Consider the following 25,092-nt stretch of genomic DNA (forward strand, 5'->3'; position numbering starts at 1 on the left):
CAGGAGGGACAGCTGATAGAAACAGAAGCCACTGGAGCACCTCAAAAACACCATCATACACTAAATCAGTAAGTTGGGCAGCATCACCCGGTCATCGATACCGTAATTGACACATTAACACTGCTCGTGCAATTGCCATGGGTGCAATTTTTAAGGAGTTGTTATGATCCAGGCCTTTATTAAAAAAGGGTGTTTTCAGGATTCGGTCAGTTTAATGATTATTTCACGAAAACTCAGCGAATCAGAAAATGTTGATGATGTTTCCGTAATGATGGGTACGCCCGCCAATAAAGCGTTATTAGATACCACAGGTTTCTGGCATGACGATTTTAATAACGCCACGCCGAACGATATTTGCGTGGCAATTCGTAGCGAAGCGGCGGATGCGGGGATCGCGCAGGCGATTATGCAGCAGCTTGAAGAGGCGCTAAAACAACTGGCGCAGGGAACGGGCAGCAGCCAGGCGTTGACGCAGGTGCGTCGCTGGGACAGTGCCTGTCAGAAATTACCCGATGCCAATCTGGCGCTGATTTCAGTGGCTGGCGAGTACGCGGCAGAGCTGGCGAATCAGGCGCTGGATCGCAATCTCAACGTGATGATGTTCTCTGATAACGTCACGCTGGAAGATGAAATCCAACTCAAAACCCGCGCGCAGGAAAAAGGCTTGCTGGTGATGGGGCCGGACTGCGGTACGTCGATGATTGCCGACACGCCGCTGGCTTTCGCCAATGTGATGCCGGAAGGCAATATTGGTGTCATTGGCGCTTCTGGTACAGGGATTCAGGAACTGTGCTCGCAGATTGCGCTGGCAGGTGAGGGAATTACCCACGCGATTGGTCTTGGCGGGCGCGATCTCTGCCGTGAAGTGGGCGGCATCAGTGCACTGACGGCGTTGGAAATGTTAAGTGCTGACGCGAAAAGCGAGGTGCTGGCGTTTGTCTCAAAACCGCCTGCCGAAGCCGTGCGCCTGCGTATCGTTAACGCGATGAAAGCGACGGGCAAACCAACTGTGGCGCTGTTTTTAGGTTATACCCCGGCGGTGACTCGTGACGAAAATATTTGGTTTGCCTCCTCGCTGGATGAGGCCGCGCGTCTGGCTTGCCTGCTTTCACGCGTTACGGCGCGACGTAATGCAATAGCGCCTGTCAGCAGCGGAGTTATTTGCGGCTTGTATACCGGCGGCACGCTGGCAGCCGAAGCGGCGGGATTACTTGCCGGGCACCTTGGCGTGGCAGCCGACGATACCCATCATCACGGCATGATGCTGGACGCTGATGGTCACCAGATCATTGACCTGGGCGATGATTTCTACACCGTCGGGCGTCCCTATCCGATGATCGACCCGACCTTACGCAACCAGTTAATTGCCGAGCTTGGTGCAAAACCACACGTGCGCGTATTGCTGCTTGATGTGGTGATTGGCTTCGGTGCGACCGCCGATCCTGCGGCCTCGCTGGTAAGCGCCTGGCAGAAAGCCTGTGCCGCGCGTTCAGACAACCAACCGCTGTACGCCATTGCCACGCTGACAGGCACCGAACGTGACCCGCAATGCCGCTCGCAACAAATCGCCACGCTGGAAGATGCGGGGATCGCGGTAGTGAGTTCGCTGCCGGAAGCCACCTTGCTGGCGGCGGCGTTAATTCATCCGCTCTCGCCTGCCACACAGCAACACACACCGTCATTACTGGAACACGTCGCGGTGATTAACATCGGATTACGCAGTTTTGCGCTGGAACTACAAGGCGCCAGCAAACCGGTCGTGCATTACCAATGGGCGCCAGTCGCTGGCGGCAATAAAAAACTGGCTCGTTTATTAGAACGTTTGCAATAAGGGGTTCCCATGTTTACATCAGTGGCGCAAGCCAATGCTGCGGTTATCGAACAAATTCGTCGCGCTCGTCCACACTGGCTGGATGTGCAACCGGCGTCTTTACTCATTAGCGAATTGAATCAGGGCAAAACACTGCTTCACGCCGGGCCGCCGATGCGCTGGCAGGAGATGACCGGCCCCATGAAAGGGGCGTGTGTAGGGGCATGTCTGTTTGAAGGCTGGGCGAAAGATGAAGCGCAGGCGCTGGCAATGCTTGAACAAGGGGAAGTGAACTTCATTCCTTGTCACCATGTGAATGCCGTCGGGCCAATGGGCGGCATTACTTCTGCCAGTATGCCGATGCTGGTGGTCGAGAACGTGACCGACGGCAACCGGGCGTACTGCAACCTGAATGAAGGTATCGGTAAAGTGATGCGTTTTGGCGCTTACGGCGAAGATGTTCTGACCCGTCACCGCTGGATGCGCGACGTGTTAATGCCGGTATTAAGCGCCGCGCTGGGGCGCATGGAGCGCGGTATCGATCTCACCGCGATGATGGCGCAGGGCATTACGATGGGCGATGAGTTCCATCAACGCAATATTGCTTCCTCAGCATTGTTAATGCGTGCGCTGGCCCCACAAATTGCCCGCCTCGATCATGATAAACAGCACATCGCCGAAGTGATGGATTTCCTCAGCGTGACCGATCAGTTCTTCCTCAACCTCGCGATGGCCTATTGCAAGGCGGCGATGGATTCAGGTGCGATGATCCGCGCGGGCAGCATCGTCACGGCAATGACCCGCAACGGCAACATGTTCGGGATTCGGGTAAGCGGGTTGGGCGAACGCTGGTTTACTGCGCCTGTAAACACTCCGCAAGGTCTGTTTTTCACCGGCTTCTCGCAGGAGCAGGCAAACCCGGATATGGGCGATAGCGCGATTACCGAAACCTTTGGTATTGGCGGAGCCGCAATGATCGCAGCACCTGGCGTAACACGCTTCGTCGGTGCAGGTGGTATGGAAGCTGCCAGAACGGTTTCTGAAGAGATGGCGGAAATCTTCCTTGAACGCAATATGCAGTTGCAGATCCCCGGCTGGGATTTCCAGGGTGCGTGCCTGGGGCTGGATATTCGTCGCGTGGTAGAAACCGGCATTACGCCGCTCATCAATACCGGTATCGCCCATAAAGAAGCGGGGATCGGGCAGATTGGTGCAGGCACTGTGCGGGCGCCGCTGGCGTGCTTTGAACAGGCGCTGGAAACACTGGCTGAAAGCATGGGAATTGGTTGAGGAACGCGCAATGACGATCATCCATCCTCTGCTTGCCAGCCGTAGCGCACCGAATTATCGCCAGTCCTGGCGGTTAGCGGGAGTGTGGCGACGGGCGATTAACCTGATGACGGAAAGCGGCGAACTGTTAACGCTGCATCGTCAGGGTAGTGGTTTCGGCCCCGGAGGATGGGTGCTTCGCCGCGAGCAATTCGATGCGTTATGCGGTGGATTATGCGGCAATGAACGACCACAGGTTGTGGCTCAAGGGATTCGCCTTGGACGTTTCACGGTTAAACAGCCACAGCGTTATTGTTTGCTGCGTATTACGCCGCCAGCGCATCCTCAACCGCTTGCAGCAGCATGGATGCAACGCGCGGAGGAAACCGGGCTTTTCGGGCCACTGGCGTTGGCGGCAAGCGATCCGCTGCCCGCTGAATTACGCCAGTTTCGTCACTGTTTTCAGGCCGCGCTCAATGGCGTTAAGACCGACTGGCGGCACTGGCTGGGTAAAGGCCCCGGATTAACGCCAAGTCATGATGACACGCTGACGGGAATGCTGCTGGCGGCCTGGTATTTTGGCGCTTTAGATGCGCGCTCCGGTCGCCCGTTTTTTGCCTGTTCCGACAATCTTCAACTCGTTACCACGGCGGTGAGCGTCAGTTATTTACGTTATGCCGCGCAAGGATATTTCGCCTCGCCACTCCTGCACTTTGTTCATGCTCTGAGTTGCCCGAAACGTACCGCTGTTGCGATTGATTCGCTGCTGGCGCTGGGGCATACGTCAGGGGCAGATACGCTGCTGGGGTTCTGGCTTGGCCAACAATTATTACAAGGAAAACCATGAAAACACTGGTTGTAGCTCTTGGGGGCAATGCCTTGCTTCAGCGTGGTGAGGCGCTGACGGCAGAAAATCAATATCGCAATATCGCCAGTGCTGTACCTGCGCTGGCGCGCCTGGCCTGTTCTTATCGGCTGGCGATTGTTCACGGCAACGGGCCGCAGGTGGGGCTGCTGGCGTTACAGAATCTGGCGTGGAAAGAGGTAGAACCGTATCCGCTGGATGTGCTGGTGGCGGAAAGCCAGGGCATGATTGGCTATATGCTGGCGCAGAGTTTGAGCGCACAGCCGCAGATGCCGCCTGTCACGACGGTGCTGACGCGCATTGAGGTTTCGCCGGATGATCCGGCGTTTTTGCAGCCAGAGAAGTTTATTAGTCCGGTTTATCAGCCAGAAGAACAAGAGGCACTGGAAGCGGCTTACGGCTGGCATATGAAACGTGATGGTAAATATTTGCGCCGGGTGGTGGCGTCTCCGCAACCGCGTAAAATTCTCGACAGCGAAGCCATCGAGTTGTTGCTCAAAGAGGGGCATGTGGTGATTTGCAGTGGCGGCGGTGGTGTGCCTGTGACGGAAGACGGGGCAGGGAGTGAAGCGGTGATTGATAAAGATCTCGCCGCTGCGTTGCTCGCCGAGCAGATTAATGCCGATGGACTGGTGATCCTCACCGATGCTGATGCGGTATATGAACACTGGGGAACGCCGCAGCAACGTGCCATCCGTCATGCCACACCGGATGAGTTAGCGCCATTTGCCAAAGCCGATGGTTCGATGGGGCCGAAGGTAACGGCGGTGAGTGGTTATGTCAGAAGCCGTGGTAAACCCGCGTGGATTGGGGCGTTATCGCGGATTGAAGAGACGCTGGCGGGCGAGGCGGGGACCTGTATTTCGCTGTAGTTGTAGGCAGTAGACATTTGTGCCTGATGCGACGCTTGACGCGTCTTATCAGGCCTACAATGGGTGCCGGATCGGTAGGCCGGATAAGGCGTTCACGCCGCATCCGGCATTTGGCGCACCATGCCTGATGCGACGCTTGACGCATCTTATCAGGCCTACAATGGGTGCCGGATCGGTAGGCTGGATAAGGCGTTCACGCCGCATCCGGCAAGAAAATGAGTACCTGATTAACTGAATTTATTCTGCGCCCAAATCACGCCGCTGGCATACTCCGGCGGCAGCAGCGGGATTAAGGCTTCCAGCGTCGCGGTCAGACGCGATGTATCGCTGTCGGTCAAATTCAGATGCCCCACTTTACGCCCCGGACGGACTTCTTTGTCGTACCAGTGCAGGTGCACCAGCGGCAGTTTCAGCCAGTCATAATTCACATCGCTACCAATCAGGTTGATCATCACCGACGGACTATTCACTACTGGTTGCGGTAACGGCAGGTCGGTAATCGCCCGCAGATGCAGCTCAAACTGGCTGATGCTGGCGCCGTTTTGCGTCCAGTGACCACTGTTATGCACACGCGGAGCCAGTTCGTTGATCAGCAGACCTTGCGGGGTGACAAAACACTCCATCGCCATCACGCCCACATAGCCCAGCTCCTGCATAATCGCCGACAGCATCTCTTCGGCCTGCGCCTGCTGCTGCGCATTGGCCTGCGGAAAAGCGACGCTGGTGCGCAAAATACCGTCCTGATGCAGGTTATGCGTCAGCGGATAAAACACGGTGCTGCCATCAAAGCCGCGCGCGCCAACCAGCGACACTTCGCCAGAGAAGTTAATGCCCTGCTCGACAATACATTCGCCGTAGCATTCAGCCGGTAACTGTTCGGTTTCATCGGCGCGTAAACGCCATTGACCGCGACCGTCATAGCCACCAGTGCGACGCTTAACAATCGCCAGTTCACCTAAACGATCAAACACCGCAGGCCACTCGCTGCGATCGGCAAGTAACTGCCACGGCGCGGTCGGCAGGTGGAGCTTATCGAAAAGCTGCTTCTGAGTCAGACGGTCGGCAATAATCGGGAACACATCGCGGTTCACAAAGGCCGGATGGCGCGCCAGCTCGCGGGTTAATGCAGTTTCCGGCCAGCGTTCGATCTCAGCGGTAATCACGCTTTGTTGAAAAGGCACCGCCGCAGGTTCAGCGTCCAGCCCGACCGGCCAGACAGCAATGCCTAACGGTTCGCCTGCCTGACGCAGCATTCGGCCTAACTGCCCGTTACCGAGCACGCAAACCTGTTTCATGCCGCACCTCGCGGATCCGGGTTTTCCAGCACTTCGTCGGTCTGAGCTTTGCGCCAGTCATTCAGACGCTGGTGCAGTTCTTTATCATGAGTCGCAAGAATTTGTGCTGCCAGCAACGCCGCGTTTGCCGCGCCCGCTTTACCAATCGCCAGCGTACCCACCGGAATGCCACGCGGCATTTGTACGATGGAGTAGAGGCTATCGACACCGCTCAGTGCGGCGCTCTGTACTGGCACGCCCAGCACTGGCACCAGCGTTTTGGCGGCAATCATGCCTGGCAGGTGCGCCGCGCCGCCCGCGCCCGCAATAATCACCTGATAACCATTCTCTTCGGCGCTTTCGGCAAAGCTGAACAGTTTATCGGGGGTGCGGTGAGCAGAAACCACTTCAACGTGGTGCGGGACATTCAGGATTTCGAAGATTTCGGCGGCGAACTGCATGGTAGCCCAGTCGCTTTTGGACCCCATCACGATGGCGACACGCGCCGGATTATTGCGGGAAGACATGCGTCTTAAAACTCCTGTGGTGCACAACTCTCGGCTTTAGAGGGCACAGAGAATAGCACGGAAAGAGAGCAAGGAAAACGGTTGCGTGGCTGTGGAATCAGCAAACTTGTGCGTTATTAAAACGGGAAATGGATTAGCTCAACGTCATCCGCCGTGACTTTCACCATCGAACCTTCGGTATGCCAGGCACCCAGCACCACGCGGAAAGCAGGTTGCTGATTGGCGATGAATTCATGCACCGCCGGGCGATGCGTATGCCCGTGGATCAGCCATTGCACCTGATGTTTTTCCATCGCACTGACCACTGCGTTTTGGTTTACATCCATAATTGCCAGCGATTTACTGCTGTTGGCTTCTTTACTGTTCGCGCGCATTCGCGCGGCAATGCGTTTGCGCACAAACAACGGCAGGGCGAGGAATAGCGTTTGTAGCCACGGTTTGTGGACTTTGGCGCGAAAAGCCTGATAACCCGCATCATCGGTGCACAGCGTGTCGCCATGCATAATCAGCACCCGACGACCATAAAGTTCGAGCACCTTTTCTTGCGGCAATAACGTCATGCCGCTTTCACGGGCAAAGCGTTTGCCGAGCAGAAAATCACGGTTGCCATGAATGAAATAACAGGGAACGCCGGAATCGGATACCGCTTTGATTGCTGCCGCCATCTGGCGATGGAGTGGGTTGGGATCGTCGTCGCCAATCCATGCTTCAAACAGATCGCCAAGAATATACAGCGCGTCGGCATTGCGGGCTTCCCCCGCTAAAAAACGCAGAAAACCGGCGGTGATCGCCGGTTCTTCCACGCAGAGATGAAGATCTGCAATAAAGAGTGTCGCCACGATTACTCGCTAACGGTCACGCTTTCAATGATAACGTCTTCTTTTGGCACGTCCTGGTGCATACCGCTACGACCGGTTGCAACACCTTTGATTTTGTCTACCACGTCCATGCCTTCAACCACTTCAGCAAACACGCAGTAGCCCCAACCTTGCAGGCTTTCGCCAGAGAAGTTCAGGAAGTCGTTATCAACCACGTTGATGAAGAACTGTGCAGTTGCAGAGTGCGGAGCCTGAGTACGAGCCATTGCCAGCGTACCACGGGTATTTTTCAGACCGTTGTTGGCTTCGTTTTTGATCGGTTCTTTGGTGGCTTTTTGTTTCATGCCCGGTTCAAAACCGCCGCCCTGAATCATAAAACCGTTGATAACACGGTGGAAAATGGTGTTGTTGTAAAAACCTTCGCGGCAGTAGTCCAGGAAGTTTTTAACTGTTTCAGGTGCTTTATCGTCAAAAGTTTTGATGACAATATCGCCGTGATTGGTGTGGAAAGTAACCATTTTTGCATCCTGTTCCGTTTGATTGGTGCTTCAACCCGGTTCGGGTCATATATAGGGTGGTGTTATAGCATAACCGCACGATCGGATCATCTCGCAATGTATGCTGAATCGCGCGGGAAATATGGGTATTATACGCAACTCAATTACCCACACATGTCTAAACGGAATCTTCGATGCTAAAAATCTTCAATACTCTGACACGCCAAAAAGAGGAATTTAAGCCTATTCACGCCGGGGAAGTCGGCATGTACGTGTGTGGAATCACCGTTTACGATCTCTGTCATATCGGTCACGGGCGTACCTTTGTTGCCTTTGACGTGGTTGCGCGCTATCTGCGTTTCCTCGGCTATAAGCTGAAGTATGTGCGCAACATTACCGATATCGACGACAAAATCATCAAACGCGCCAATGAAAATGGTGAAAGCTTTGTGGCGCTGGTGGATCGCATGATCGCCGAAATGCACAAAGATTTTGATGCTTTGAACATTCTGCGCCCGGATATGGAGCCGCGCGCGACGCACCATATCGCAGAAATTATTGAACTCACTGAACAACTGATCGCCAAAGGTCACGCTTATGTAGCGGATAACGGCGACGTGATGTTCGACGTACCGACCGATCCGACTTATGGCGTGCTGTCGCGTCAGGATCTTGACCAGCTGCAGGCAGGCGCGCGCGTTGACGTGGTCGACGACAAACGCAACCCGATGGACTTCGTTCTGTGGAAGATGTCTAAAGAGGGCGAACCAAGCTGGCCGTCTCCGTGGGGCGCGGGTCGTCCAGGCTGGCACATTGAGTGTTCAGCAATGAACTGCAAACAGTTGGGTAACCACTTTGATATCCATGGCGGCGGTTCTGACCTGATGTTCCCGCACCACGAGAACGAAATTGCCCAGTCCACCTGTGCGCATGATGGTCAGTATGTAAACTACTGGATGCACTCCGGCATGGTGATGGTTGACCGCGAGAAGATGTCCAAATCGCTGGGTAACTTCTTTACCGTGCGCGATGTGCTGAAATACTACGACGCTGAAACCGTGCGTTACTTCTTAATGTCCGGTCACTATCGCAGCCAGTTGAACTACAGCGAAGAGAACCTGAAGCAGGCGCGTGCGGCGCTGGAGCGTCTCTATACCGCGCTGCGCGGCACAGACAAAACCGTTGCACCTGCCGGTGGCGAAGCGTTTGAAGCGCGCTTTATTGAGGCGATGGACGACGATTTCAACACCCCGGAAGCCTATTCCGTGCTGTTTGATATGGCGCGTGAAGTGAACCGCCTGAAAGCAGAAGATATGGCAGCGGCGAACGCAATGGCGTCTCACCTGCGTAAACTCTCTGCCGTGCTGGGTCTGCTGGAGCAGGAACCAGAAGCGTTCCTGCAAAGCGGCGCGCAGGCAGACGACAGCGAAGTGGCAGAGATTGAAGCGTTAATTCAACAACGTCTGGATGCCCGTAAAGCGAAAGACTGGGCGGCAGCAGATGCGGCGCGTGACCGTCTTAACGAGATGGGGATCGTGCTGGAAGATGGTCCGCAAGGAACCACCTGGCGTCGTAAGTAATTACTCTATTGCCGGATGCGAGTTCTCGCATCCGGTTATCGCCTGCGCCACCACAGCATTCCCATCAGCACCATTCCCGGCAACCATACCCACATCAGTTCAGAAATAATCACCTGATGCCCGTATGGCGTGGTGTAACGAGACAACGCGAACGGTGCAACTTTAATCACCTGCCAGGGAGCGAAAAAGCGTTCCTCTGACCACGGCCACAGCCAGCCAACGCCTTTACCGCCAGTGGTTACCGAATCCAGCAAGCTGTGCGATAGCAACGAGACGGTTAAAAACAGCCAGCAGCGAATCAGCCCAGCCCTGAACCATCGTCGACCAATAAGTACGCATAGTAACGGGACAACAAACGCAAACACCAGCGAATGGGTAAACCCGCGATGACCAAAGACATTGCCGTAAGCAACGCCAAATTTAAACGACAATACGTCGGCGTCTGGCAGCATCGCCAGGACGATTCCGGCAAATAACAGACGCGGAGGGATGATTTTCGATCCCAGGCCTAAACCAATACAAAGGGGAACGGCGGCGTGAGTAATAACGGTTGGCATGATGCTCGCTTCGGCAAAATGTCGACGCTATCAGCATGGATGAAAGCGACGAAGAGGGCAAAGGTCTGAAAAGAGAATCGGCCTGCATACCGGCAGGCCGAAGTGGGATCAGGCAACAACCTGTACGCTGTGGCCTGCAAAACTCACTGTCTGACCGGCGACGATTTTGCAACGTTTGCGTGTTTCAACCGCGCCGTCGACTTTCACCTGGCCTTCGGCGATCGCGATTTTCGCCTGCGCGCCGCTTTCGCTCCAGCCTTCCAGTTTCAGCAAGTCGCACAGCTCAACGTGCGGATGTTTACCTAAAGAAAATGTCGCCATGTTACTCACCCTGTGGATCATGATATTCAACGCACGCCTGGAGCGTGTTTTCAATCAGCGTGGCAACCGTCATCGGGCCAACGCCGCCGGGAACGGGCGTAATGTAAGAAGCGCGCTTAGCCGCTTCTTCAAACACTACGTCGCCCACAACTTTGCCATTTTCCAGACGGTTGATGCCGACATCAATCACAATTGCGCCTTCTTTGATCCAGTCACCTGGAATAAAGCCCGGCTTGCCGACGGCAACGATCAACAGATCGGCGTTTTCTACATGATGACGCAGATTTTTGGTGAAGCGGTGAGTCACGGTGGTGGTGCAACCTGCCAGCAGCAGTTCCATGCTCATCGGGCGACCGACGATATTTGATGCGCCAATCACCACGGCGTTGAGGCCGAAGGTATCAATGTTGTAACGCTCAAGCAGCGTGACGATGCCGCGCGGGGTGCAAGGACGCAGACGCGGCGCGCGCTGGCACAGACGACCGACGTTGTAAGGATGGAAACCGTCCACGTCTTTGTCCGGGTGAATACGTTCCAGCACTTTGATGTAGTCAATTCCCGCCGGAAGCGGCAACTGCACCAGAATGCCGTCAATGGTGTTGTCGGCGTTCAGCGCATCGATAAGCTCAAGCAGTTCTGCTTCGCTGGTGGTTTCCGGGAGGTCATAGGAGCGGGAGACGAACCCGACTTCTTCACAAGCCTTGCGTTTGCTTGCGACATAAATTTGCGATGCAGGGTTGCTACCCACCAGCACAACGGCCAGTCCTGGCGCCCGCAGTCCGGCCGCAACGCGCGCCTGAACTTTTTGAGCAACTTCAGAGCGCACCTGCTGCGCAATCGTTTTACCGTCAATAATCTTTGCTGCCATCAGAGAGAGGATTCCATCTGTTACGTAGGTCGAAGGGGATGCGTCTATTTTGTCAGAAGCGGGGCGTGCTGTCAGTTTTCGTTTTCTGAAAAGTAAAACCTTCTGTACCTGGCGATAATGATAACCGTCGTTGGTTTGCCGCCGTAGTGAGGTAAATCAGATGCGGTCGTACACTTGTTCAGCAACCGGTTCAAAAGCCATTGACTCAGCAAGGGTTGACCGTATAATTCACGCGATTACACGCACATTGTGGTATCAATGCGCCCTTAGCTCAGTTGGATAGAGCAACGACCTTCTAAGTCGTGGGCCGCAGGTTCGAATCCTGCAGGGCGCGCCATTAAAATTCAATCAGTTACGCCTTCTTTATCTCCTCCATAATTCCAGAGTGGGACATATCTGGGACATCATCACCAAAAATGTCGTCTATTTTCCCCGCGTGCTCCGTCAAATGATTAGGTGCAAGGTGAGTATATCTACGCACCATTTCTATGGATTCCCATCCGCCCATTTCCTGAAGCACTGATGAAGAACATCAATGAATGCACCAGAATGAATCCGGTGAGTTAAGTTCAAACTGTAGTACAATTCACTCCGGTATTAACAGGAAAGAATATGCTATGAACCCTTATATTTATCTTGGTGGCGCAATACTTGCAGAGGTCATTGGTACAACCTTAATGAAGTATTCAGAGGGTTTTACACGGTTATGGCCCTCTGTTGGTACAATTATTTGTTACTGTGCATCATTCTGGTTATTAGCTCAGACGCTGGCTTATATTCCTACAGGGATTGCTTATGCTATCTGGTCAGGAGTCGGTATCGTCCTGATTAGTTTACTGTCCTGGGGCTTTTTCGGCCAACGGCTGGATCTGCCAGCCATTATAGGCATGATGTTGATTTGTGCCGGAGTGTTGGTAATTAACTTATTGTCACGAAGCGCACCACATTAAAAATAATTTCTTTTGAATCGAGTGAAATATGGTAGCCCGTATGTTTATACGGGCTACTTTTTATACTGCGGGTAAATTTTTTTTGGCAAGTGGAGCAGGGGATTACCACATTTGCGTTTTGAACAGTAGCAATAAAGTTTTCGGTGAGAAATGCCGCCAGCATTTTGTGATGAAACGGATATTGGCGGTATAGGTAGGTATTTGATATCGAGAGTTGATAGTTTATAGAAAAATAAAAATGAAATATTAAGTTTGTTTATTTTTAACCTTCGTACACATCGCTGATAAAATGATAACCACCCGCTGAACGGGTGGTTATGCGTAAGTTTAATTTTATAATTTCAGTGAATGTTTACGCTGTAATAATACAAATGATAGTGGACAAAAAGTACAATCAGTTGATAGAGTCACCGTAGGATGCTACTGCCTGAGCGGTGAGTCCCCCGATCAATACCTGTCTGACTCCATCATTTTTCAGCCAATAATAAGTATTATTTTCTTTATTAAAAGCGTAAATTCTACAAATACCGCCAGGCTCATTATTTGTATTCCATCCACTATTAGCTACATTGCCCCACTCCTGGTAAAGACCTGCGTTAACTTCTCGCGAGATAATATGACCTGAATTATGATCATTATAATCGTAACTATCGATATCCTGCGCTTCAGGAAATTCTCCGTTCATGCTTTCAACCCACGGTAAAATCTTTTTAATCGACTCATAAGTTTCAATACTGTATTTAAAAAACGCTTAACAGTAAAAATATAAATACCGGCAGTTTTGTTCGTTGATTTATCAGTGGCGAAAATAGCAAAAATCTTCCCAATACACTTTTCGTCAACGTCAGGAAAAGTTACTGTGCCATCCTGACTGACCGCCAGAACATTATTGTCTGCATCAGTGCTACAGCTCCATTTTACCTTGTCATTATTAACCGGGTCATTATCAATAACCATCTTAAAGGTGGCGCCTGGAAACAAGCAGTTAGGGAAATGGTAACCATTCTTCATATCATTGTTAATATCATAGATATGGTTGTCAACTAAAACGCCTGTAATTTTACTCATCTTTGACTCTCTTTGTTTATTAAATAAAAGGTTTTATTCCTGTGTAAAGGAATATGCTGATGTTATTGCAATCAATGAATGATTGTTCTTATTTACAGGTTATATAGTGGCATGAATATAACTATATAATGCCTCTGAGTAGTGGCTACACCGATTATTTGTGTTACGGCTATCTTCTTATTGGCTATGCAGGTCGTAGTGGGGCAAAACCGAAACGCATAAAATGCGTTGAAAACAGAGAGCAAGCTAAACAATTAATACAGACAGGATTCTGATTAGGAAAGTGAAAAGGAAGGGAGCAAGCAAAGTTGCTCCCTTAAACAATTAATACTCGAGGATGCCACGCGCGACGGGCAAATAGCGCAGGGAGAAATAGAGCATGTCTTTGCCGCAGGCGGAACGTTTTGCTAATAGCGAGGCGATCTCCGCATCCGGTTTTGGTTTAGCTTCAAACGTTTTACCTTTGCCCGCGACAAACAGTTCATAAACAATGCCGCTGGCGGGTGAGGAAGCCTGGCAATCTGTACTGGCTTGCAGATAACGTTCGCGCTGCCCGGCGGTGAGTTTATCCACGCCGCTGCCATCCTGTACCCAGACATTAACGCCGGTTGCTTTAACTTGTTCCAGCAGTTGCCGATAGCCATCGGGCGACATATTTCCGGCGAAGAAACTACTGATATAAACCGGTTTTGCCGAAACATCACTAATCAGTCGCTGCGCATTGTTTAACCATTTCAGTAATGGCTGACGGGCGGCTTCGCTGCGCCAGTTCAGGTCGTCAATTTCCGCACTGATGTACCAGCCATCCAACGTTACGCCCGGTGCGGCGCTCCATAATCTGGCTTGCTGGAGATCGGCCGCCAGCAGGCGATTAAGATAGCTCTCCAGCGCCGCAGATGACTGCTTCTGATGCATAAAAAATTCCGGATCGGCATTCAGGCCAACAATCAGCTTCAGGCCAGCGTGCTGCGCTGCCGCTGCTCGTCTGAACAATAATGCACGCTGTTCTGGCTGGGTGAACGCATCGCCGTAACGGGTCCATTGCAGAATCAGGGTGTCGAATCCTTGCAAATGCAACTGACTCATCAGTCCCTGCCACTGGGCGTCGGTGACCTGACTGTCACGATTTTGCGGTTGCCAGATGATACCTTTCATCGCAAAGGAAAAAGGGCTGACCAGCAGCAGTGTCAGCATTACGAAAATTAACTTACGCATTTACCAGTGCACTCCAATGGTGAGAAACGCGTTGTTGCGCTCCCCGCTACGTTGATTAATCGCCTTAAAGGTATGCTGATATTCGACGCCGAGACTGACTTTGTGCGGCCAGGCATCATAGTGCGTCTCGCCGGTCCAGATATTCCAGCGCACGCCAACACCGCCAAGCTGCGCGCCCTGAGTGCCTTTATCACGATAGCCGTTGTCCTGAACGTGAGCGTAAGGCTCAATGGTTTGTCCGTTCGCCACCTTCTGATGCCAGCTCACGCGATAATCTGCCGTCCACGCCTGAATATCCTGGCGGACATATTGCGCCGCATCGAGATACAGGTTTTGGGCAAACCAGCCTGAACCGTTCGGGTGCCACTCGTCGCTGTATTTGCCGCCGTTAAAGAACGAGGCACTGGCGCGCAGCATGGTATCGGAGGCGCCATTTTGCCCGTTCAGCGGCAACTGCTGTTCAACGACGAGGAAAAAGATTTGGTCGCGCAGGGGCTTCCAGCGCAGGCCGGTGCCGGACATCGGATTTTTCACCGGCATTGCTACACCGTTTTCTCCGGTGTCGGCAAATACACGGCTGTAAACCGAAAGCAGGTCGCCTTCCAGCAGCATATTGCGCCCGATGCGGTACTCGGCTTCCAGTTGCGCGTAGCTACGATAGCTTTTCCCTGGCGCAGCGCCGCCAACATTGTTGTTAGCGGTACTCATCGCCCCGGAACGCAAGCCGATGGAAGAATCGAAACTGAACGTCCAGCGGCGACCGACATCTTCATGCAGACGGCGGAAATTGAAGCGTTGCTGATTTTGCTCTGGCGTAAGTGGGGTTATCAGCGCCTGGTTATCAATATCATCAATTACCCGCCGGGCGTACTGTTGTGTTGCAGGCATATCATCCAGACGCTGGTTCACGTAGGCCAGTTGTCGGATCAGTGCCGGATCGTCCGGCAATCCTTTATGTGCCTGTTCCAGCATTTCCCGCGATTGCGCGATATCACCGCTATCCCACAAGGCGTAACCGAGCGCCGCCTGGGTATTGCTGTTATTGGGTTCCAGTTCCAGAGCGGCGCGCAAATCGCTCACCGCCGCAGAGACATCATGACGTTGGCGATAAATCGTCGCCCGCGCAACGTAAGCGTTAGCAGAAGGTGTAATGTTAATTGAGCGCGTGAGATCGTTCAGTGCGAGTTCCGGCTGACCAGGAATATAACGTTGTGCATGTAGCCACCAGTACAGAGCATTGTTTCCCAGCCCGCGTTGTTCTGCCTGCTGAAGCCAGCGATCGCGAGCCGCGCCATTTCCTGCTGCCTGAGCGGTATTGGCGGCAGCAAGTAGATCTTCATTGCTCATGTCGTGAAGGCTGATTTTCTGCCAGGCCGCCAGTGCGGTGGCGTAGTCCTCAACCTGATATGCCTGATAAGCCACCGCGCGATGTTGCCACGCGTTCGGTTGTCGTTGTTCGGCCTGAAGCCATGCATACAACGCCACACCGGGTAGCGTGTCCCGATAACACTTCGCCAGACGGTTCCAGGCCGCAGCATCGTAGGAAGGCGACATATCGCCCAGCAGGCGGACTATCGCCGGGCAATTATCTGCAATACCCGGCAACTGACTTTGCCACTGACGTTGCTCCGCCAGCGGCAAGGGTTTCGATAAAATCGCCACTTTCGCAGGCGTCGCCAGGTAAGGATGACTTTCCAGCAGAGACGCCAGTCGCGCCATTAGAGTCTGGCTGACACGCGCATCGCCCTGGAAAGGATAGCGGTGCAGCAATAAATCGGCAGCTTCGCGTGACTGCTCGTTCTGCATCAGTTGCCAGGTCAGTTGATCCAGACGGGTAAGATTTGCCGGTTCTTGCTGATACAGCAATCGTGCCAGACGCAGAGCTTCAGCCTTGTTACGGGTCGCTACGCTAACGGCATAACGCTCCTCAAGCATTTCATTGGCGGGGAGGGTGGCGAGCAGTTTTTGCGCTGCGTCGTACTGACCTTCTTTTAAAAGCACCGGTAGCGTTGCGCCAACAACATACTGGCGGTTATCGGCAAACTGCACCGTATAATTCGCCAACGCCTGAACGGGGTTGGCGCTGTATTTAGATAACAGATAGAGCCAACTTTTCTCTTGTGCGTCCGTGGTAAACAGCGGCTTATTTTCAATGAGATAATGCTGGAGGCGTGCTTTCTCGCCACGATAAGCCAGCGCGGTCGCGTAAGTAATATATGACTGTGGATCGGTGAAGATCCCCTGTGATTGCAGCGCCAGTATCCGATCGTCCAGCTGCCCGGCAAGCAGAACATCAAACCACTGACGGCGCTCAGCTGCGTTTAATGTATTTTGTTGCCGTGATTCACTGAATAACGCTTCTGCCAGCGGCCACTGCTTGAGGTAGATTGCGCGTTGCAGCAGATCGGTACGCAACGTTTTTCCTTCCGGCGATGCGGCAAACTTCGCATCGTTCAGTTGCGCTCTGGCGACAGGCAACTGTGCCAGTCGCAGGGCATTCTGCCCGACTTCACTGCGGCAACGCAGGGTCGGCGCAGCATCGCACGCTTTTTGCTGAGCCAGCAGTTCTTCAACGGTATTAACGGTTTTGACTTCTACTGGAATAGCCGCAAGATTGCGTTCAAGGCGGGCATCACCAGGATGACGTTTCAGTTGATCTTCAAGCAACAGCCGCGCGCGATCATCATGACCAAAATGGCGATAGGCTTCCGCCAGATATAACGTCAACGGAATATTATCCGGCACCTGCTGATGAATATATTCAAATTCGCGGATGGCGGTTGCTTCGTCGTTATTTTTCTGTGCCTTTAGCGCCTTATCGAGACGGGGATAAATAACAAAATGGCGATAGTCGCTAAGCCCCAGCTCTTCTGCGCTGGTGCCGATATTGTCTGCGAGTGCGCTGGTACTCAATAAAGACGTCAGCAGTAAACCAGACCATCCGATGACGCGATTAAGGTTATTCTCCTTCATTTTCGGACTCCAGTTGCGCAACCTGTTCTGTGTTTAAACCTGCTTTGAGTAATAGTGATTGCATCGAAACTTGTAATTCGCGTTGAATTGTCAGGACGCGATCCAACGTTTCCTGGCTGATAACGCCTTCGGTGACCAAAAATTTACCGAGCGGCAGTGAGCTGCGTTCATGGCGCAATAACAACACGTTAATTGCAGAACGATTAATATGGCCGAGCGTGGTCAGTATTTCGGCGAACAGGAACTGATGCGGTACATATTGCTGCCAGATGTCGCTGGCCTGCTGTTCAGTGAGCCATTGCTGCTGAACCGCATTGTGCAACATTGCTCGTGGGTCATAACCGCGACGACGCGCATACCAGTGACGTAAACCGGTGACGATTTGCCCGCGCAGAACAATGACGTAACGCACCTTGCGTCCGACCTTACGTGTCAGAGCCGCCAGTGAAACCGGATCGATACCATCTTCGCTGCCGACAATTAACTCATCGTTTTCCAGACGCAGCGGCAGTACCGCATAATGTAGCGCCACGGAGGCTGGCATTTCGGCAATCAGAGAGGAAGGGATCTGCCAGGCATCGATCGATTCCCATGCCACGCCGTTTTGCTCCGCCAGTGCCTGTGCAAGCTGTTCGGCGCTAATCAGCCCCTGCATCAGCATTGAACCGCCGAGGCGTAGACCTTCGACGCGATTACGCAGTGCTGTATCAAGTTGTTCTTCAGTGATGACCTGATTTTCCAGCAGGATTTGACCTAACGGGCGCAACGAACGGGTATCGCCAGTCACGCTGGGGAAATCATGCGTCGTTTTATCCCATGCCACGCGACGCGGGTCGCCGTGCTGAAGTACCTGTTTCAACGCGCGCCAGTTGGCCATAAAGTTAATCAGGTTGCCCCAGAATAGCCGCAGGACGGAGAGTAAACCTTGCGTCAGGCCGTAGTAGCCGGTGACAAAAATCACCCGTTGCACAATGCGGTTGATCATCAAGCCAAAGTTTAGCCACAGCAGGGTCATTAACCATGCGCTGCCGCTGAAAATAGAAAGAAAATGCCAGGCATCGGAGCACAAACTTTCATACGCCATCAACAGCAAAAGCTGGAGCATCACCAGCATCGCGAGGAAGCTGACAAAGTTACTGATTGCCCCTTTGCGGTCGCGCCAGAGAAAGTAGTTCAGCGTCAGGCTGGAGGTCCATTTGTGGGTTTTAAAGCCCTGGAAAACAATGCCGATGATCCAGCGAGATTTTTGTCGAACCGCAGTCGAAAAGGTGTCGGGGAAATATTCGCGCACGCAGATCATGTTTGACGTCCGCGCGTGCTGTAAAAATTTACGCTGCTCGCGTTCTTTGGCTTCGTCCACCACCGGAAAACGGACAAAAATTTCCGTCATACCTTTTTCTTTCAGGCGGAAACCAATATCGTAATCTTCGGTAAGACTCTGCACGTCGAAAGCGATACCGTCACCGTCGGCTAACAGCGCGGTCACGGCGCGGCGGCTGAAGCAGGTGCCGACGCCTGCGCTAGGCACCTGTCCGGCGAGAGCTTCACGCACCGGAACATCTTTGCCATGCAGTTCTGAAAATTCATCGATATAGGTCATGCTGGTGAAGTGTGTCCACTCGCGTTCAAACGGATACACCGGGATCTGAATCAGATCTTTACGCTCAACCAGATAGTTGAACAGACGCAATTCCATTGGCGAAATCACGTCTTCAGCATCATGCAAAATAAAACCAGCAAAGGCGAAATTGGCGCTACGTTCAAACTGGGTGATGGCGTCCAGCACGTTGTTCAGGCAGTCGGCTTTACTGGTGGGGCCAGGACGCGCGCAGACCACCTTGTGTACATTCGGAAAGCGAGCGCACACTTCGTCAACATCACGCTGAGTATCGGGGTCGTTGGGGTAGGTGCCAACAAAGATATGATAGTTTTCGTAATCGAGCGTGGTCGCCGCCAGCTCGGCCATATTGCCGATGACGCCCGTTTCATTCCACGCCGGAACCATAATCGCTAACGGTTTTTCATCTGGTTTATACAGTTCGCGGTAACTCATTCGCGGGTAGCGGCGATAAACACTCAACTTGCGTTTAATGCGGCGTACCCAGTAGACGACATCAATAAAAAAATCGTCCAGCCCGCTGATGAACATGATGACCGCTAACGTTATCGCGATTACTTTTAAGCCGTAGAGCCAGGTAGCAAAAACATCAAGAAGCCAGTCCACACAAAAACCTTACATTAACGCTGGTTATGTTTAGGGTGGCGTATATTAAGGTTTTTTATGAATTGTGACAGCTTTTTACCATTAATAGGTATGACTATTGCGGCACGTTATTTTTACACTGGTTATAAAAGTTGCCGTTTGCTGAATAATTAAGCGGGTAATGTGATAATAAACCTTGTCCCCCGCGCATCTGACGTTACTGCAACCGTGCCTTTATGCGCGACAACTATCGATTTCACTATCGCCAGACCAATGCCGCTACCTTCGCCTTTTCGCTGACGGGAGGGGTCAACGCGATAGAAACGGTCAAACAATCGCGGTAAGTGCTCGGGCGCAATGGGCGTACCGGGGTTTTCGACGGTAACTTGCACCTGGTGATCGACCGTCTGGCAGCGCACTACAATTGCCTCTCCGGGTGGCGTATAACGCAGGGCATTAGAAAGCAGGTTGCTTAACGCCCGACGCAGCATCAGCGGATCGCCCGCAACCTGACATTCGTCGCCAACAAACCGCAACTCCACGCCGCGATCTTCCGCTAACGCCTCGAAAAAATCGAACACTTTGCCGACTTCATCTGCCAGGTTGAGCATTTTCTTTTCGGGGATTAACTGGTTGTTATCGGCCTGGGCGAGAAACAGCATATCGCTGACCATTTTCGCCATTCGCGTCAGCTCTTCGAGATCAGAGTAGAGCACATCTTCCAGTTCCTTCTGGCTGCGCGACTGGCTGAGGGCGATTTCCGTTTGCGTAATGAGATTAGTAATCGGCGTGCGAATTTCGTGGGCGATATCCGCTGAGAAATTGGACTGGCGGGTAAAGACATCCTCAATACGCTCGATCATATGGTTGAACGACAGTACCAACTGTTCCAGCTCAATCGGCACGGTCTGCGGGTCAAGGCGAACATCGAGATCTTTTGAAGTAATGTTCTGGATCTGACGACTGACGCTGCGAATTGGCGAATGGCCTTTATGTACTGCCAACAGCACGATAAAGACGATCAGGATGCTGATGATCGATGCGGTCATAATAAGTTTATTCATCAAATCATTTATGTAATGAAGATGAAAATCGATCGATAGCGCGATATAGAGCGTATAAGCAGGTTTGCCGTCCACCAGCGGGCCAACCGGCAAGCTAATCATCCGCCAGTTGCTGTGTTCCATATGCCCATGACCGTGGCCCGGCATCATCATCGTCGGGCCGGAAAGGAGAAACACCTCGCCGTTCCGGGCGTCTTTATCGGGTATGGCGTCGCGCGCAAACTCGCGGATATCCGGCGCGTCGGGGGAGTGATACACCGTTTTTCCGTGGCTATCTGCCAGGGAAATCAACACGTTGGAATAACCACTGACAATGTCTTCCAGCGTCATTAAGCGTCGGGCTTGTGTCTCTTCGGGATGATTAAGAACGCGCTTTAGCGTGGTGCTAATCTCTTTTAAATCATTAATATCCTGCTCGGCAAAATGCACCTTTACCGAGTGGATCATGATCCATGCGAAGGCGAAAAATGCCGCGATGGTGGCAAGGCTGATAAAAAAGGTCAGGCGGGTTGCCAGCGAAAACGGGCGCTGAAACGGCTTACTGGCCATCCGGCACCTCGAGCATGTAACCCACGCCGCGCACGGTCTGAATCAGCTTTGGTTCAAAGTCGTTGTCGATTTTGCCGCGCAGCCGCTTCACCGCCACATCAATGGCGTTGGTATCGCTGTCAAAATTCATGTCCCATACCTGCGAGGCGATAAGCGAGCGGGGCAGCACTTCGCCCTGATGGCGGAGGAAAAACTCCAGCAGAGTAAATTCTTTACTGGTCAAAGTGATGCGCGTGCCGCTGCGGGTGACTTTGCGGCTGACGAGATCGACCATCAAATCGGCAACCTGAAACTGACTTTCGATAATCACCGCCGCCCCGCGCCGCAGTAGAGTGCGCACCCGCGCCAGCAGTTCAGCAAAAGCGAACGGCTTCACCAGGTAGTCATCCGCTCCCAGCTCCAGTCCCTTGACGCGATGTTCAATCGTACCCAGCGCGCTGAGCAACAGAATCGGCATCCCTTTATTGGCAGAACGCAACATGCGCACGATATCCCAGCCGTTCACGTCCGGCAGCATAATATCGAGGATTATCAGGTTATAATCACCGGTCATCGCCAGATGGTAGCCATTCAGCCCGTTGTCGGCTAAATCGACCACAAAACCGGCTTCGGTTAACCCTTTGGTTAGGTATTCGCCAGTTTTCTTTTCATCTTCGACAATCAACAGTTTCATATTTCCTCCGCATGTTGCCCGGGCAATTCTAGAGGAGCGGGATCAGATGGCAATCGCTTATTGGCAAAATGACAATTTTGTCATTTTCCTGTCACCGGAAAATCAGAGCCTGGAGGGTAAAGTTGGCGGCATAAAATCACTAAAAATTATGTGCCTATGTCTCCTTGTAAACTTCTGACATTTTGTGTGGGTCTTGTGCTAACCGGTTGTTCGCTGGCACCGGATTATCAGCGTCCGGCAATGCCCGTGCCGCAGCAGTTCTCACTCAGCCAGAACGGGCTGGTTAACGCAGCAGATAACTATCAGAACGCGGGCTGGCGCACCTTTTTTGTTGATAATCAGGTGAAGACGCTGATTAGCGAGGCGCTGGTGAATAACCGGGATTTGCGCATGGCGACGCTGAAAGTGCAGGAAGCGCGTGCGCAATATCGTCTGACCGATGCCGATCGCTACCCACAGCTCAATGGCGAGGGCAGCGGTAGCTGGAGCGGCAATCTTCAGGGCGATTCGGCTACGATACGGGAGTTCTCGACTGGCCTTAACGCCAGCTTTGACCTCGATTTTTTCGGTCGCTTAAAGAACATGAGCGAAGCCGAGCGACAAAATTATTTAGCCTCTGAGGAAGCTCAGCGCGCGGTGCATATTCTGCTGGTTTCTAATGTCGCGCAAAGCTATTTCAATCAGCAGCTGGCGTATGCGCAATTGCAAATAGCCGAAGAAACGCTGCGTAATTATCAGCAGTCATATGCGTTTGTCGAAAAACAACTGTTGACAGGTAGCAGCAATGTTCTGGCGCTGGAACAGGCTCGCGGGGTGATTGAAAGTACCCGCAGTGACATCGCTAAACGTCAGGGGGAACTGGCGCAGGCGAATAATGCATTGCAACTGTTATTAGGAAGCTACGGCAAGCTGCCGCAAGCGCAGACAGTAAACAGCGACAGCCTGCAAAGCGTTAAATTACCGGCGGGCTTGTCGTCGCAAATCTTATTGCAGCGCCCGGATATTATGGAAGCTGAACACGCGTTAATGGCGGCTAATGCCAATATTGGGGCCGCACGCGCGGCATTTTTCCCGTCTATAAGCCTGACCAGCGGAATATCGACCGCTAGTAGCGAACTGTCGTCATTATTTAACGCCAGCAGCGGGATGTGGAATTTTATTCCCAAAATTGAGATCCCCATTTTTAATGCCGGGCGCAACCAGGCCAATCTGGATATCGCCGAAATTCGCCAGCAGCAGTCGGTAGTGAATTATGAACAGAAAATCCAGAACGCCTTTAAAGAAGTGGCAGATGCACTGGCATTACGTCAAAGCCTGAATGATCAAATTAGCGCCCAGCAGCGTTATCTGGCGTCGCTACAAATTACCCTGCAACGGGCGCGGGCATTATATCAGCACGGCGCAGTAAGTTATCTGGAAGTGCTGGATGCCGAACGTTCTTTATTTGCAACCCGACAAGCTTTACTCGACCTGAATTATGCCCGTCAGGTTAACGAAATTTCTTTATATACCGCACTTGGTGGCGGTTGGTAGCAGTAATTTTTAACTCCAGGAGAGAATAAATGAAAAAAGCACTGCAAGTCGCAATGTTCAGTCTGTTTACCGTTATTGGCTTTAATGCCCAGGCTAACGAACATCATCATGAAACCATGAGCGAAGCACAACCACAGGTCATTAGTGCCACCGGCGTGGTAAAAGGCATTGATCTGGAAAGCAAAAAAATCACCATCCATCACGATCCGATTGCCGCAGTCAACTGGCCGGAGATGACCATGCGTTTTACCATCACCCCGCAGACGAAAATGAGCGAAATTAAAACCGGCGACAAAGTGGCGTTTAATTTTGTTCAGCAGGGCAATCTCTCTTTATTACAGGATATTAAAGTCAGCCAGTAACCCAGGTTTAATTCAATGAAAAAAATCGCGCTTATTATCGGCAGCATGATCGCGGGCGGCATTATTTCTGCGGCGGGTTTTACCTGGTTTGCAAAGGCGGAACCGCCAGTGGAAAAAACGCCAACCGCAGAACGTAAAATCTTATTCTGGTACGACCCGATGTATCCCAATACGCGGTTCGATAAACCGGGTAAATCGCCGTTTATGGATATGGATCTGGTGCCGAAATATGCCGATGAAGAGAGTTCTGCGTCTGGTGTGCGCATTGACCCGACTCAGACGCAGAACCTTGGGGTGAAAACGGCTACCGTCACGCGCGGGTCGCTGACGTTTGCCCAGAGTTTCCCGGCGAATGTCAGTTACAACGAGTATCAGTTTGCCATTGTACAGGCTCGCGCCGCCGGGTTTATCGACAAAGTTTATCCGCTTACCGTGGGCGATAAAGTGCAAAAGGGCGCGCCGCTTCTCGACCTGACCATTCCCGACTGGGTGGAAGCGCAGAGTGAGTATTTACTGCTGCGCGAAACCGGCGGTACGGCGACCCAGACTGAAGGCATTCTTGAGCGGCTGAGACTGGCGGGAATGCCGGAGGCTGATATTCGCCGCCTGATCGCCACGCAAAAAATCCAGACTCGCTTTACGCTCAAAGCGCCCATTGATGGCGTGATCACCGCGTTTGATCTGCGCGCGGGAATGAATATCGCCAAAGATAACGTGGTAGCGAAAATTCAGGGTATGGATCCGGTGTGGGTCACTGCTGCGATCCCGGAGTCCATCGCCTGGCTGGTGAAAGATGCCTCGCAGTTTACACTCACCGTTCCGGCGCGACCCGATAAAACGCTCACCATCCGCAAATGGACGCTACTACCGGGCGTGGATGCCGCGACCCGCACTTTGCAACTGCGTCTGGAAGTCGATAACGCCGACGAGGCACTAAAACCGGGAATGAACGCCTGGTTGCAACTCAACACCGCCAGCGAACCGATGCTGCTCATTCCGTCACAGGCGCTGATTGATACCGGCAGCGAACAGCGGGTGATTACCGTTGATGCCGACGGGCGCTTTGTACCGAAACGCGTTGCCGTTTTCCAGGCATCGCAAGGCGTCACCGCGCTACGCTCTGGTCTGGTGGAAGGGGAAAAGGTGGTTTCCAGTGGCCTGTTCCTGATTGATTCTGAAGCCAATATTTCTGGCGCGCTGGAGCGGATGCGCTCTGAAAGTGCTACCCACGCGCATTGAGGGAA

23 protein-coding genes, 1 tRNA gene and 1 pseudogene are annotated in these 25,092 nt (G+C 52.6%); 10 read left to right on the top strand and 15 right to left on the bottom strand.

The features are described from left to right. Positions 1-163 precede the first annotated feature (163 nt). The 4 genes from FC814_RS17155 to FC814_RS17170 are packed head-to-tail and all read left to right on the top strand — an operon-like array spanning position 164 to position 4,816. Positions 164-1,831: an acyl-CoA synthetase FdrA gene (locus tag FC814_RS17155; RefSeq protein WP_137326224.1), complete on the top strand. Its 1,668-nt coding sequence runs from the start codon at positions 164-166 to the stop codon at positions 1,829-1,831. A gap of 9 nt (positions 1,832-1,840) precedes the next feature. Then, a complete protein-coding gene (locus FC814_RS17160; protein WP_137326225.1) occupies positions 1,841-3,100 on the top strand; it encodes a DUF1116 domain-containing protein in 1,260 nt (419 codons plus the stop codon). A 10-nt stretch (positions 3,101-3,110) separates the two neighbouring features. Then, positions 3,111-3,926 (top strand): DUF2877 domain-containing protein, encoded by an 816-nt coding sequence (locus FC814_RS17165; protein WP_137326226.1) that lies wholly within the window; start codon positions 3,111-3,113, stop codon positions 3,924-3,926. Further along, entirely contained in the window at positions 3,923-4,816 is an 894-nt protein-coding gene (locus FC814_RS17170; RefSeq protein ID WP_137326227.1) for a carbamate kinase, read from the top strand. The genes FC814_RS17165 and FC814_RS17170 overlap by 4 nt, the downstream gene beginning before the upstream one ends. A 227-nt stretch (positions 4,817-5,043) precedes the next feature. Here the strand turns inward: FC814_RS17170 and purK are convergent, their stop codons facing one another. The 4 genes from purK to ppiB form a co-directional block, all read right to left on the bottom strand. Then, positions 5,044-6,111 carry a 5-(carboxyamino)imidazole ribonucleotide synthase gene (gene purK, locus FC814_RS17175; protein WP_000815526.1) on the bottom strand — a complete coding sequence of 356 codons (1,068 nt, stop codon included), beginning with the start codon at positions 6,109-6,111 and terminating at the stop codon, positions 5,044-5,046. Beyond that, positions 6,108-6,617, bottom strand: a complete 510-nt coding sequence (gene purE, locus FC814_RS17180; protein ID WP_001295318.1) for a 5-(carboxyamino)imidazole ribonucleotide mutase — start codon at positions 6,615-6,617, stop codon at positions 6,108-6,110. Before purE ends, purK begins: the two co-directional genes overlap by 4 nt. A 116-nt stretch (positions 6,618-6,733) precedes the next feature. Then, complete coding sequence (lpxH, locus tag FC814_RS17185; RefSeq protein ID WP_000212268.1) at positions 6,734-7,456, bottom strand: UDP-2,3-diacylglucosamine diphosphatase; 723 nt, start codon at positions 7,454-7,456, stop codon at positions 6,734-6,736. Between the two features lie 2 nt (positions 7,457-7,458). Beyond that, positions 7,459-7,953: a peptidylprolyl isomerase B gene (gene ppiB / locus FC814_RS17190; RefSeq protein WP_000256002.1), complete on the bottom strand. Its 495-nt coding sequence runs from the start codon at positions 7,951-7,953 to the stop codon at positions 7,459-7,461. A gap of 173 nt (positions 7,954-8,126) precedes the next feature. Here ppiB and cysS point away from each other — a divergent pair, with 173 nt between their 5' ends. Then, positions 8,127-9,512, top strand: a complete 1,386-nt coding sequence (gene cysS, locus FC814_RS17195) for a cysteine--tRNA ligase (RefSeq protein ID WP_000912345.1) — start codon at positions 8,127-8,129, stop codon at positions 9,510-9,512. Positions 9,513-9,547: 35 nt separating this feature from the next. Here cysS and FC814_RS17200 read toward each other — a convergent pair whose 3' ends face one another. From FC814_RS17200 to folD, 3 genes are all read right to left on the bottom strand, one after another. After that, a complete protein-coding gene (locus FC814_RS17200; protein WP_001143528.1) occupies positions 9,548-10,069 on the bottom strand; it encodes a metal-dependent hydrolase in 522 nt (173 codons plus the stop codon). A gap of 108 nt (positions 10,070-10,177) precedes the next feature. After that, entirely contained in the window at positions 10,178-10,390 is a 213-nt protein-coding gene (gene ybcJ / locus FC814_RS17205) for a ribosome-associated protein YbcJ (protein WP_000190288.1), read from the bottom strand. 1 nt (position 10,391) lies between these two features. Beyond that, entirely contained in the window at positions 10,392-11,258 is an 867-nt protein-coding gene (gene folD / locus FC814_RS17210; RefSeq protein WP_000729172.1) for a bifunctional methylenetetrahydrofolate dehydrogenase/methenyltetrahydrofolate cyclohydrolase FolD, read from the bottom strand. Between the two features lie 260 nt (positions 11,259-11,518). Between folD and FC814_RS17215 the strand changes: the two genes are divergently transcribed. Continuing rightward, positions 11,519-11,595: transfer RNA gene (locus FC814_RS17215), tRNA-Arg, on the top strand. 15 nt (positions 11,596-11,610) lie between these two features. On the opposite strand, the pseudogene FC814_RS17220 reads toward FC814_RS17215, so the two are convergent. Continuing rightward, positions 11,611-11,781, bottom strand: a pseudogene (locus tag FC814_RS17220) (integrase); the annotation flags it as partial. 94 nt (positions 11,782-11,875) lie between these two features. Between FC814_RS17220 and emrE the strand changes: the two are divergent. Continuing rightward, positions 11,876-12,208, top strand: a complete 333-nt coding sequence (gene emrE / locus FC814_RS17225; RefSeq protein WP_016159140.1) for a multidrug efflux SMR transporter EmrE — start codon at positions 11,876-11,878, stop codon at positions 12,206-12,208. 394 nt (positions 12,209-12,602) lie between these two features. Here emrE and FC814_RS23250 read toward each other — a convergent pair whose 3' ends face one another. From FC814_RS23250 to cusR, 7 genes are all read right to left on the bottom strand, one after another. Beyond that, positions 12,603-12,893, bottom strand: a complete 291-nt coding sequence (locus FC814_RS23250; RefSeq protein ID WP_301546372.1) for a hypothetical protein — start codon at positions 12,891-12,893, stop codon at positions 12,603-12,605. After that, positions 12,890-13,276 (bottom strand): hypothetical protein, encoded by a 387-nt coding sequence (locus FC814_RS23255; RefSeq protein ID WP_301546373.1) that lies wholly within the window; start codon positions 13,274-13,276, stop codon positions 12,890-12,892. The genes FC814_RS23250 and FC814_RS23255 overlap by 4 nt, the downstream gene beginning before the upstream one ends. A gap of 324 nt (positions 13,277-13,600) precedes the next feature. Beyond that, positions 13,601-14,491, bottom strand: coding sequence for a DUF4434 family protein (locus FC814_RS17235; RefSeq protein ID WP_137326228.1), 891 nt, complete (start codon positions 14,489-14,491; stop codon positions 13,601-13,603). Then, positions 14,492-17,464: a bacteriophage adsorption protein NfrA gene (gene nfrA / locus FC814_RS17240; protein ID WP_137326229.1), complete on the bottom strand. Its 2,973-nt coding sequence runs from the start codon at positions 17,462-17,464 to the stop codon at positions 14,492-14,494. Further along, positions 17,451-19,688, bottom strand: coding sequence for a cyclic di-3',5'-guanylate-activated glycosyltransferase NrfB (nrfB, locus tag FC814_RS17245; RefSeq protein WP_000383955.1), 2,238 nt, complete (start codon positions 19,686-19,688; stop codon positions 17,451-17,453). The genes nfrA and nrfB overlap by 14 nt, the downstream gene beginning before the upstream one ends. A 149-nt stretch (positions 19,689-19,837) precedes the next feature. Further along, positions 19,838-21,280 carry a Cu(+)/Ag(+) sensor histidine kinase CusS gene (cusS, locus tag FC814_RS17250; RefSeq protein WP_137326230.1) on the bottom strand — a complete coding sequence of 481 codons (1,443 nt, stop codon included), beginning with the start codon at positions 21,278-21,280 and terminating at the stop codon, positions 19,838-19,840. Then, positions 21,270-21,953: a copper response regulator transcription factor CusR gene (gene cusR / locus FC814_RS17255; protein WP_000770960.1), complete on the bottom strand. Its 684-nt coding sequence runs from the start codon at positions 21,951-21,953 to the stop codon at positions 21,270-21,272. Before cusR ends, cusS begins: the two co-directional genes overlap by 11 nt. Before the next feature lie 156 nt (positions 21,954-22,109). Between cusR and cusC the strand changes: the two genes are divergently transcribed. Genes cusC through cusB form a run of 3 tightly spaced genes read left to right on the top strand, consistent with a single transcriptional unit; the run spans position 22,110 to position 25,087 of the window. Further along, positions 22,110-23,486 carry a Cu(+)/Ag(+) efflux RND transporter outer membrane channel CusC gene (gene cusC / locus FC814_RS17260; protein ID WP_137326231.1) on the top strand — a complete coding sequence of 459 codons (1,377 nt, stop codon included), beginning with the start codon at positions 22,110-22,112 and terminating at the stop codon, positions 23,484-23,486. Positions 23,487-23,515: 29 nt separating this feature from the next. Further along, on the top strand, positions 23,516-23,848 hold the full coding sequence (cusF, locus tag FC814_RS17265; RefSeq protein WP_000709870.1) for a Cu(+)/Ag(+) efflux RND transporter periplasmic metallochaperone CusF: 333 nt from the start codon (positions 23,516-23,518) through the stop codon (positions 23,846-23,848). A 15-nt stretch (positions 23,849-23,863) separates the two neighbouring features. Further along, entirely contained in the window at positions 23,864-25,087 is a 1,224-nt protein-coding gene (cusB, locus tag FC814_RS17270) for a Cu(+)/Ag(+) efflux RND transporter periplasmic adaptor subunit CusB (protein ID WP_137326232.1), read from the top strand. Positions 25,088-25,092: the final 5 nt, after the last annotated feature.

Source organism: Escherichia sp. MR, from assembly GCF_005280595.1.
GTDB classification, from domain to species: Bacteria; Pseudomonadota; Gammaproteobacteria; order Enterobacterales; family Enterobacteriaceae; genus Escherichia; species Escherichia ruysiae.

Bases quoted from the DNA above. Each gene is read 5' to 3' on its own strand.
- purK (WP_000815526.1), bottom strand. From the start codon at position 6,111: ATGAAACAGGTTTGCGTGCTCGGTAACGGGCAGTTAGGCCGAATGCTG.
- ybcJ (WP_000190288.1), bottom strand. From the start codon at position 10,390: ATGGCGACATTTTCTTTAGGTAAACATCCGCACGTTGAGCTGTGCGAC.
- cusC (WP_137326231.1), top strand. From the start codon at position 22,110: ATGTCTCCTTGTAAACTTCTGACATTTTGTGTGGGTCTTGTGCTAACC.
- FC814_RS17170 (WP_137326227.1), top strand. From the start codon at position 3,923: ATGAAAACACTGGTTGTAGCTCTTGGGGGCAATGCCTTGCTTCAGCGT.
- purE (WP_001295318.1), bottom strand. From the start codon at position 6,617: ATGTCTTCCCGCAATAATCCGGCGCGTGTCGCCATCGTGATGGGGTCC.
- cusR (WP_000770960.1), bottom strand. From the start codon at position 21,953: ATGAAACTGTTGATTGTCGAAGATGAAAAGAAAACTGGCGAATACCTA.
- FC814_RS17235 (WP_137326228.1), bottom strand. From the start codon at position 14,491: ATGCGTAAGTTAATTTTCGTAATGCTGACACTGCTGCTGGTCAGCCCT.
- FC814_RS17160 (WP_137326225.1), top strand. From the start codon at position 1,841: ATGTTTACATCAGTGGCGCAAGCCAATGCTGCGGTTATCGAACAAATT.
- cysS (WP_000912345.1), top strand. From the start codon at position 8,127: ATGCTAAAAATCTTCAATACTCTGACACGCCAAAAAGAGGAATTTAAG.
- FC814_RS17155 (WP_137326224.1), top strand. From the start codon at position 164: ATGATCCAGGCCTTTATTAAAAAAGGGTGTTTTCAGGATTCGGTCAGT.
- FC814_RS23250 (WP_301546372.1), bottom strand. From the start codon at position 12,893: ATGAACGGAGAATTTCCTGAAGCGCAGGATATCGATAGTTACGATTAT.
- cusB (WP_137326232.1), top strand. From the start codon at position 23,864: ATGAAAAAAATCGCGCTTATTATCGGCAGCATGATCGCGGGCGGCATT.
- FC814_RS17165 (WP_137326226.1), top strand. From the start codon at position 3,111: ATGACGATCATCCATCCTCTGCTTGCCAGCCGTAGCGCACCGAATTAT.
- folD (WP_000729172.1), bottom strand. From the start codon at position 11,258: ATGGCAGCAAAGATTATTGACGGTAAAACGATTGCGCAGCAGGTGCGC.
- nfrA (WP_137326229.1), bottom strand. From the start codon at position 17,464: ATGAAGGAGAATAACCTTAATCGCGTCATCGGATGGTCTGGTTTACTG.
- ppiB (WP_000256002.1), bottom strand. From the start codon at position 7,953: ATGGTTACTTTCCACACCAATCACGGCGATATTGTCATCAAAACTTTT.
- FC814_RS23255 (WP_301546373.1), bottom strand. From the start codon at position 13,276: ATGAGTAAAATTACAGGCGTTTTAGTTGACAACCATATCTATGATATT.
- emrE (WP_016159140.1), top strand. From the start codon at position 11,876: ATGAACCCTTATATTTATCTTGGTGGCGCAATACTTGCAGAGGTCATT.
- cusF (WP_000709870.1), top strand. From the start codon at position 23,516: ATGAAAAAAGCACTGCAAGTCGCAATGTTCAGTCTGTTTACCGTTATT.
- FC814_RS17200 (WP_001143528.1), bottom strand. From the start codon at position 10,069: ATGCCAACCGTTATTACTCACGCCGCCGTTCCCCTTTGTATTGGTTTA.
- cusS (WP_137326230.1), bottom strand. From the start codon at position 21,280: ATGGCCAGTAAGCCGTTTCAGCGCCCGTTTTCGCTGGCAACCCGCCTG.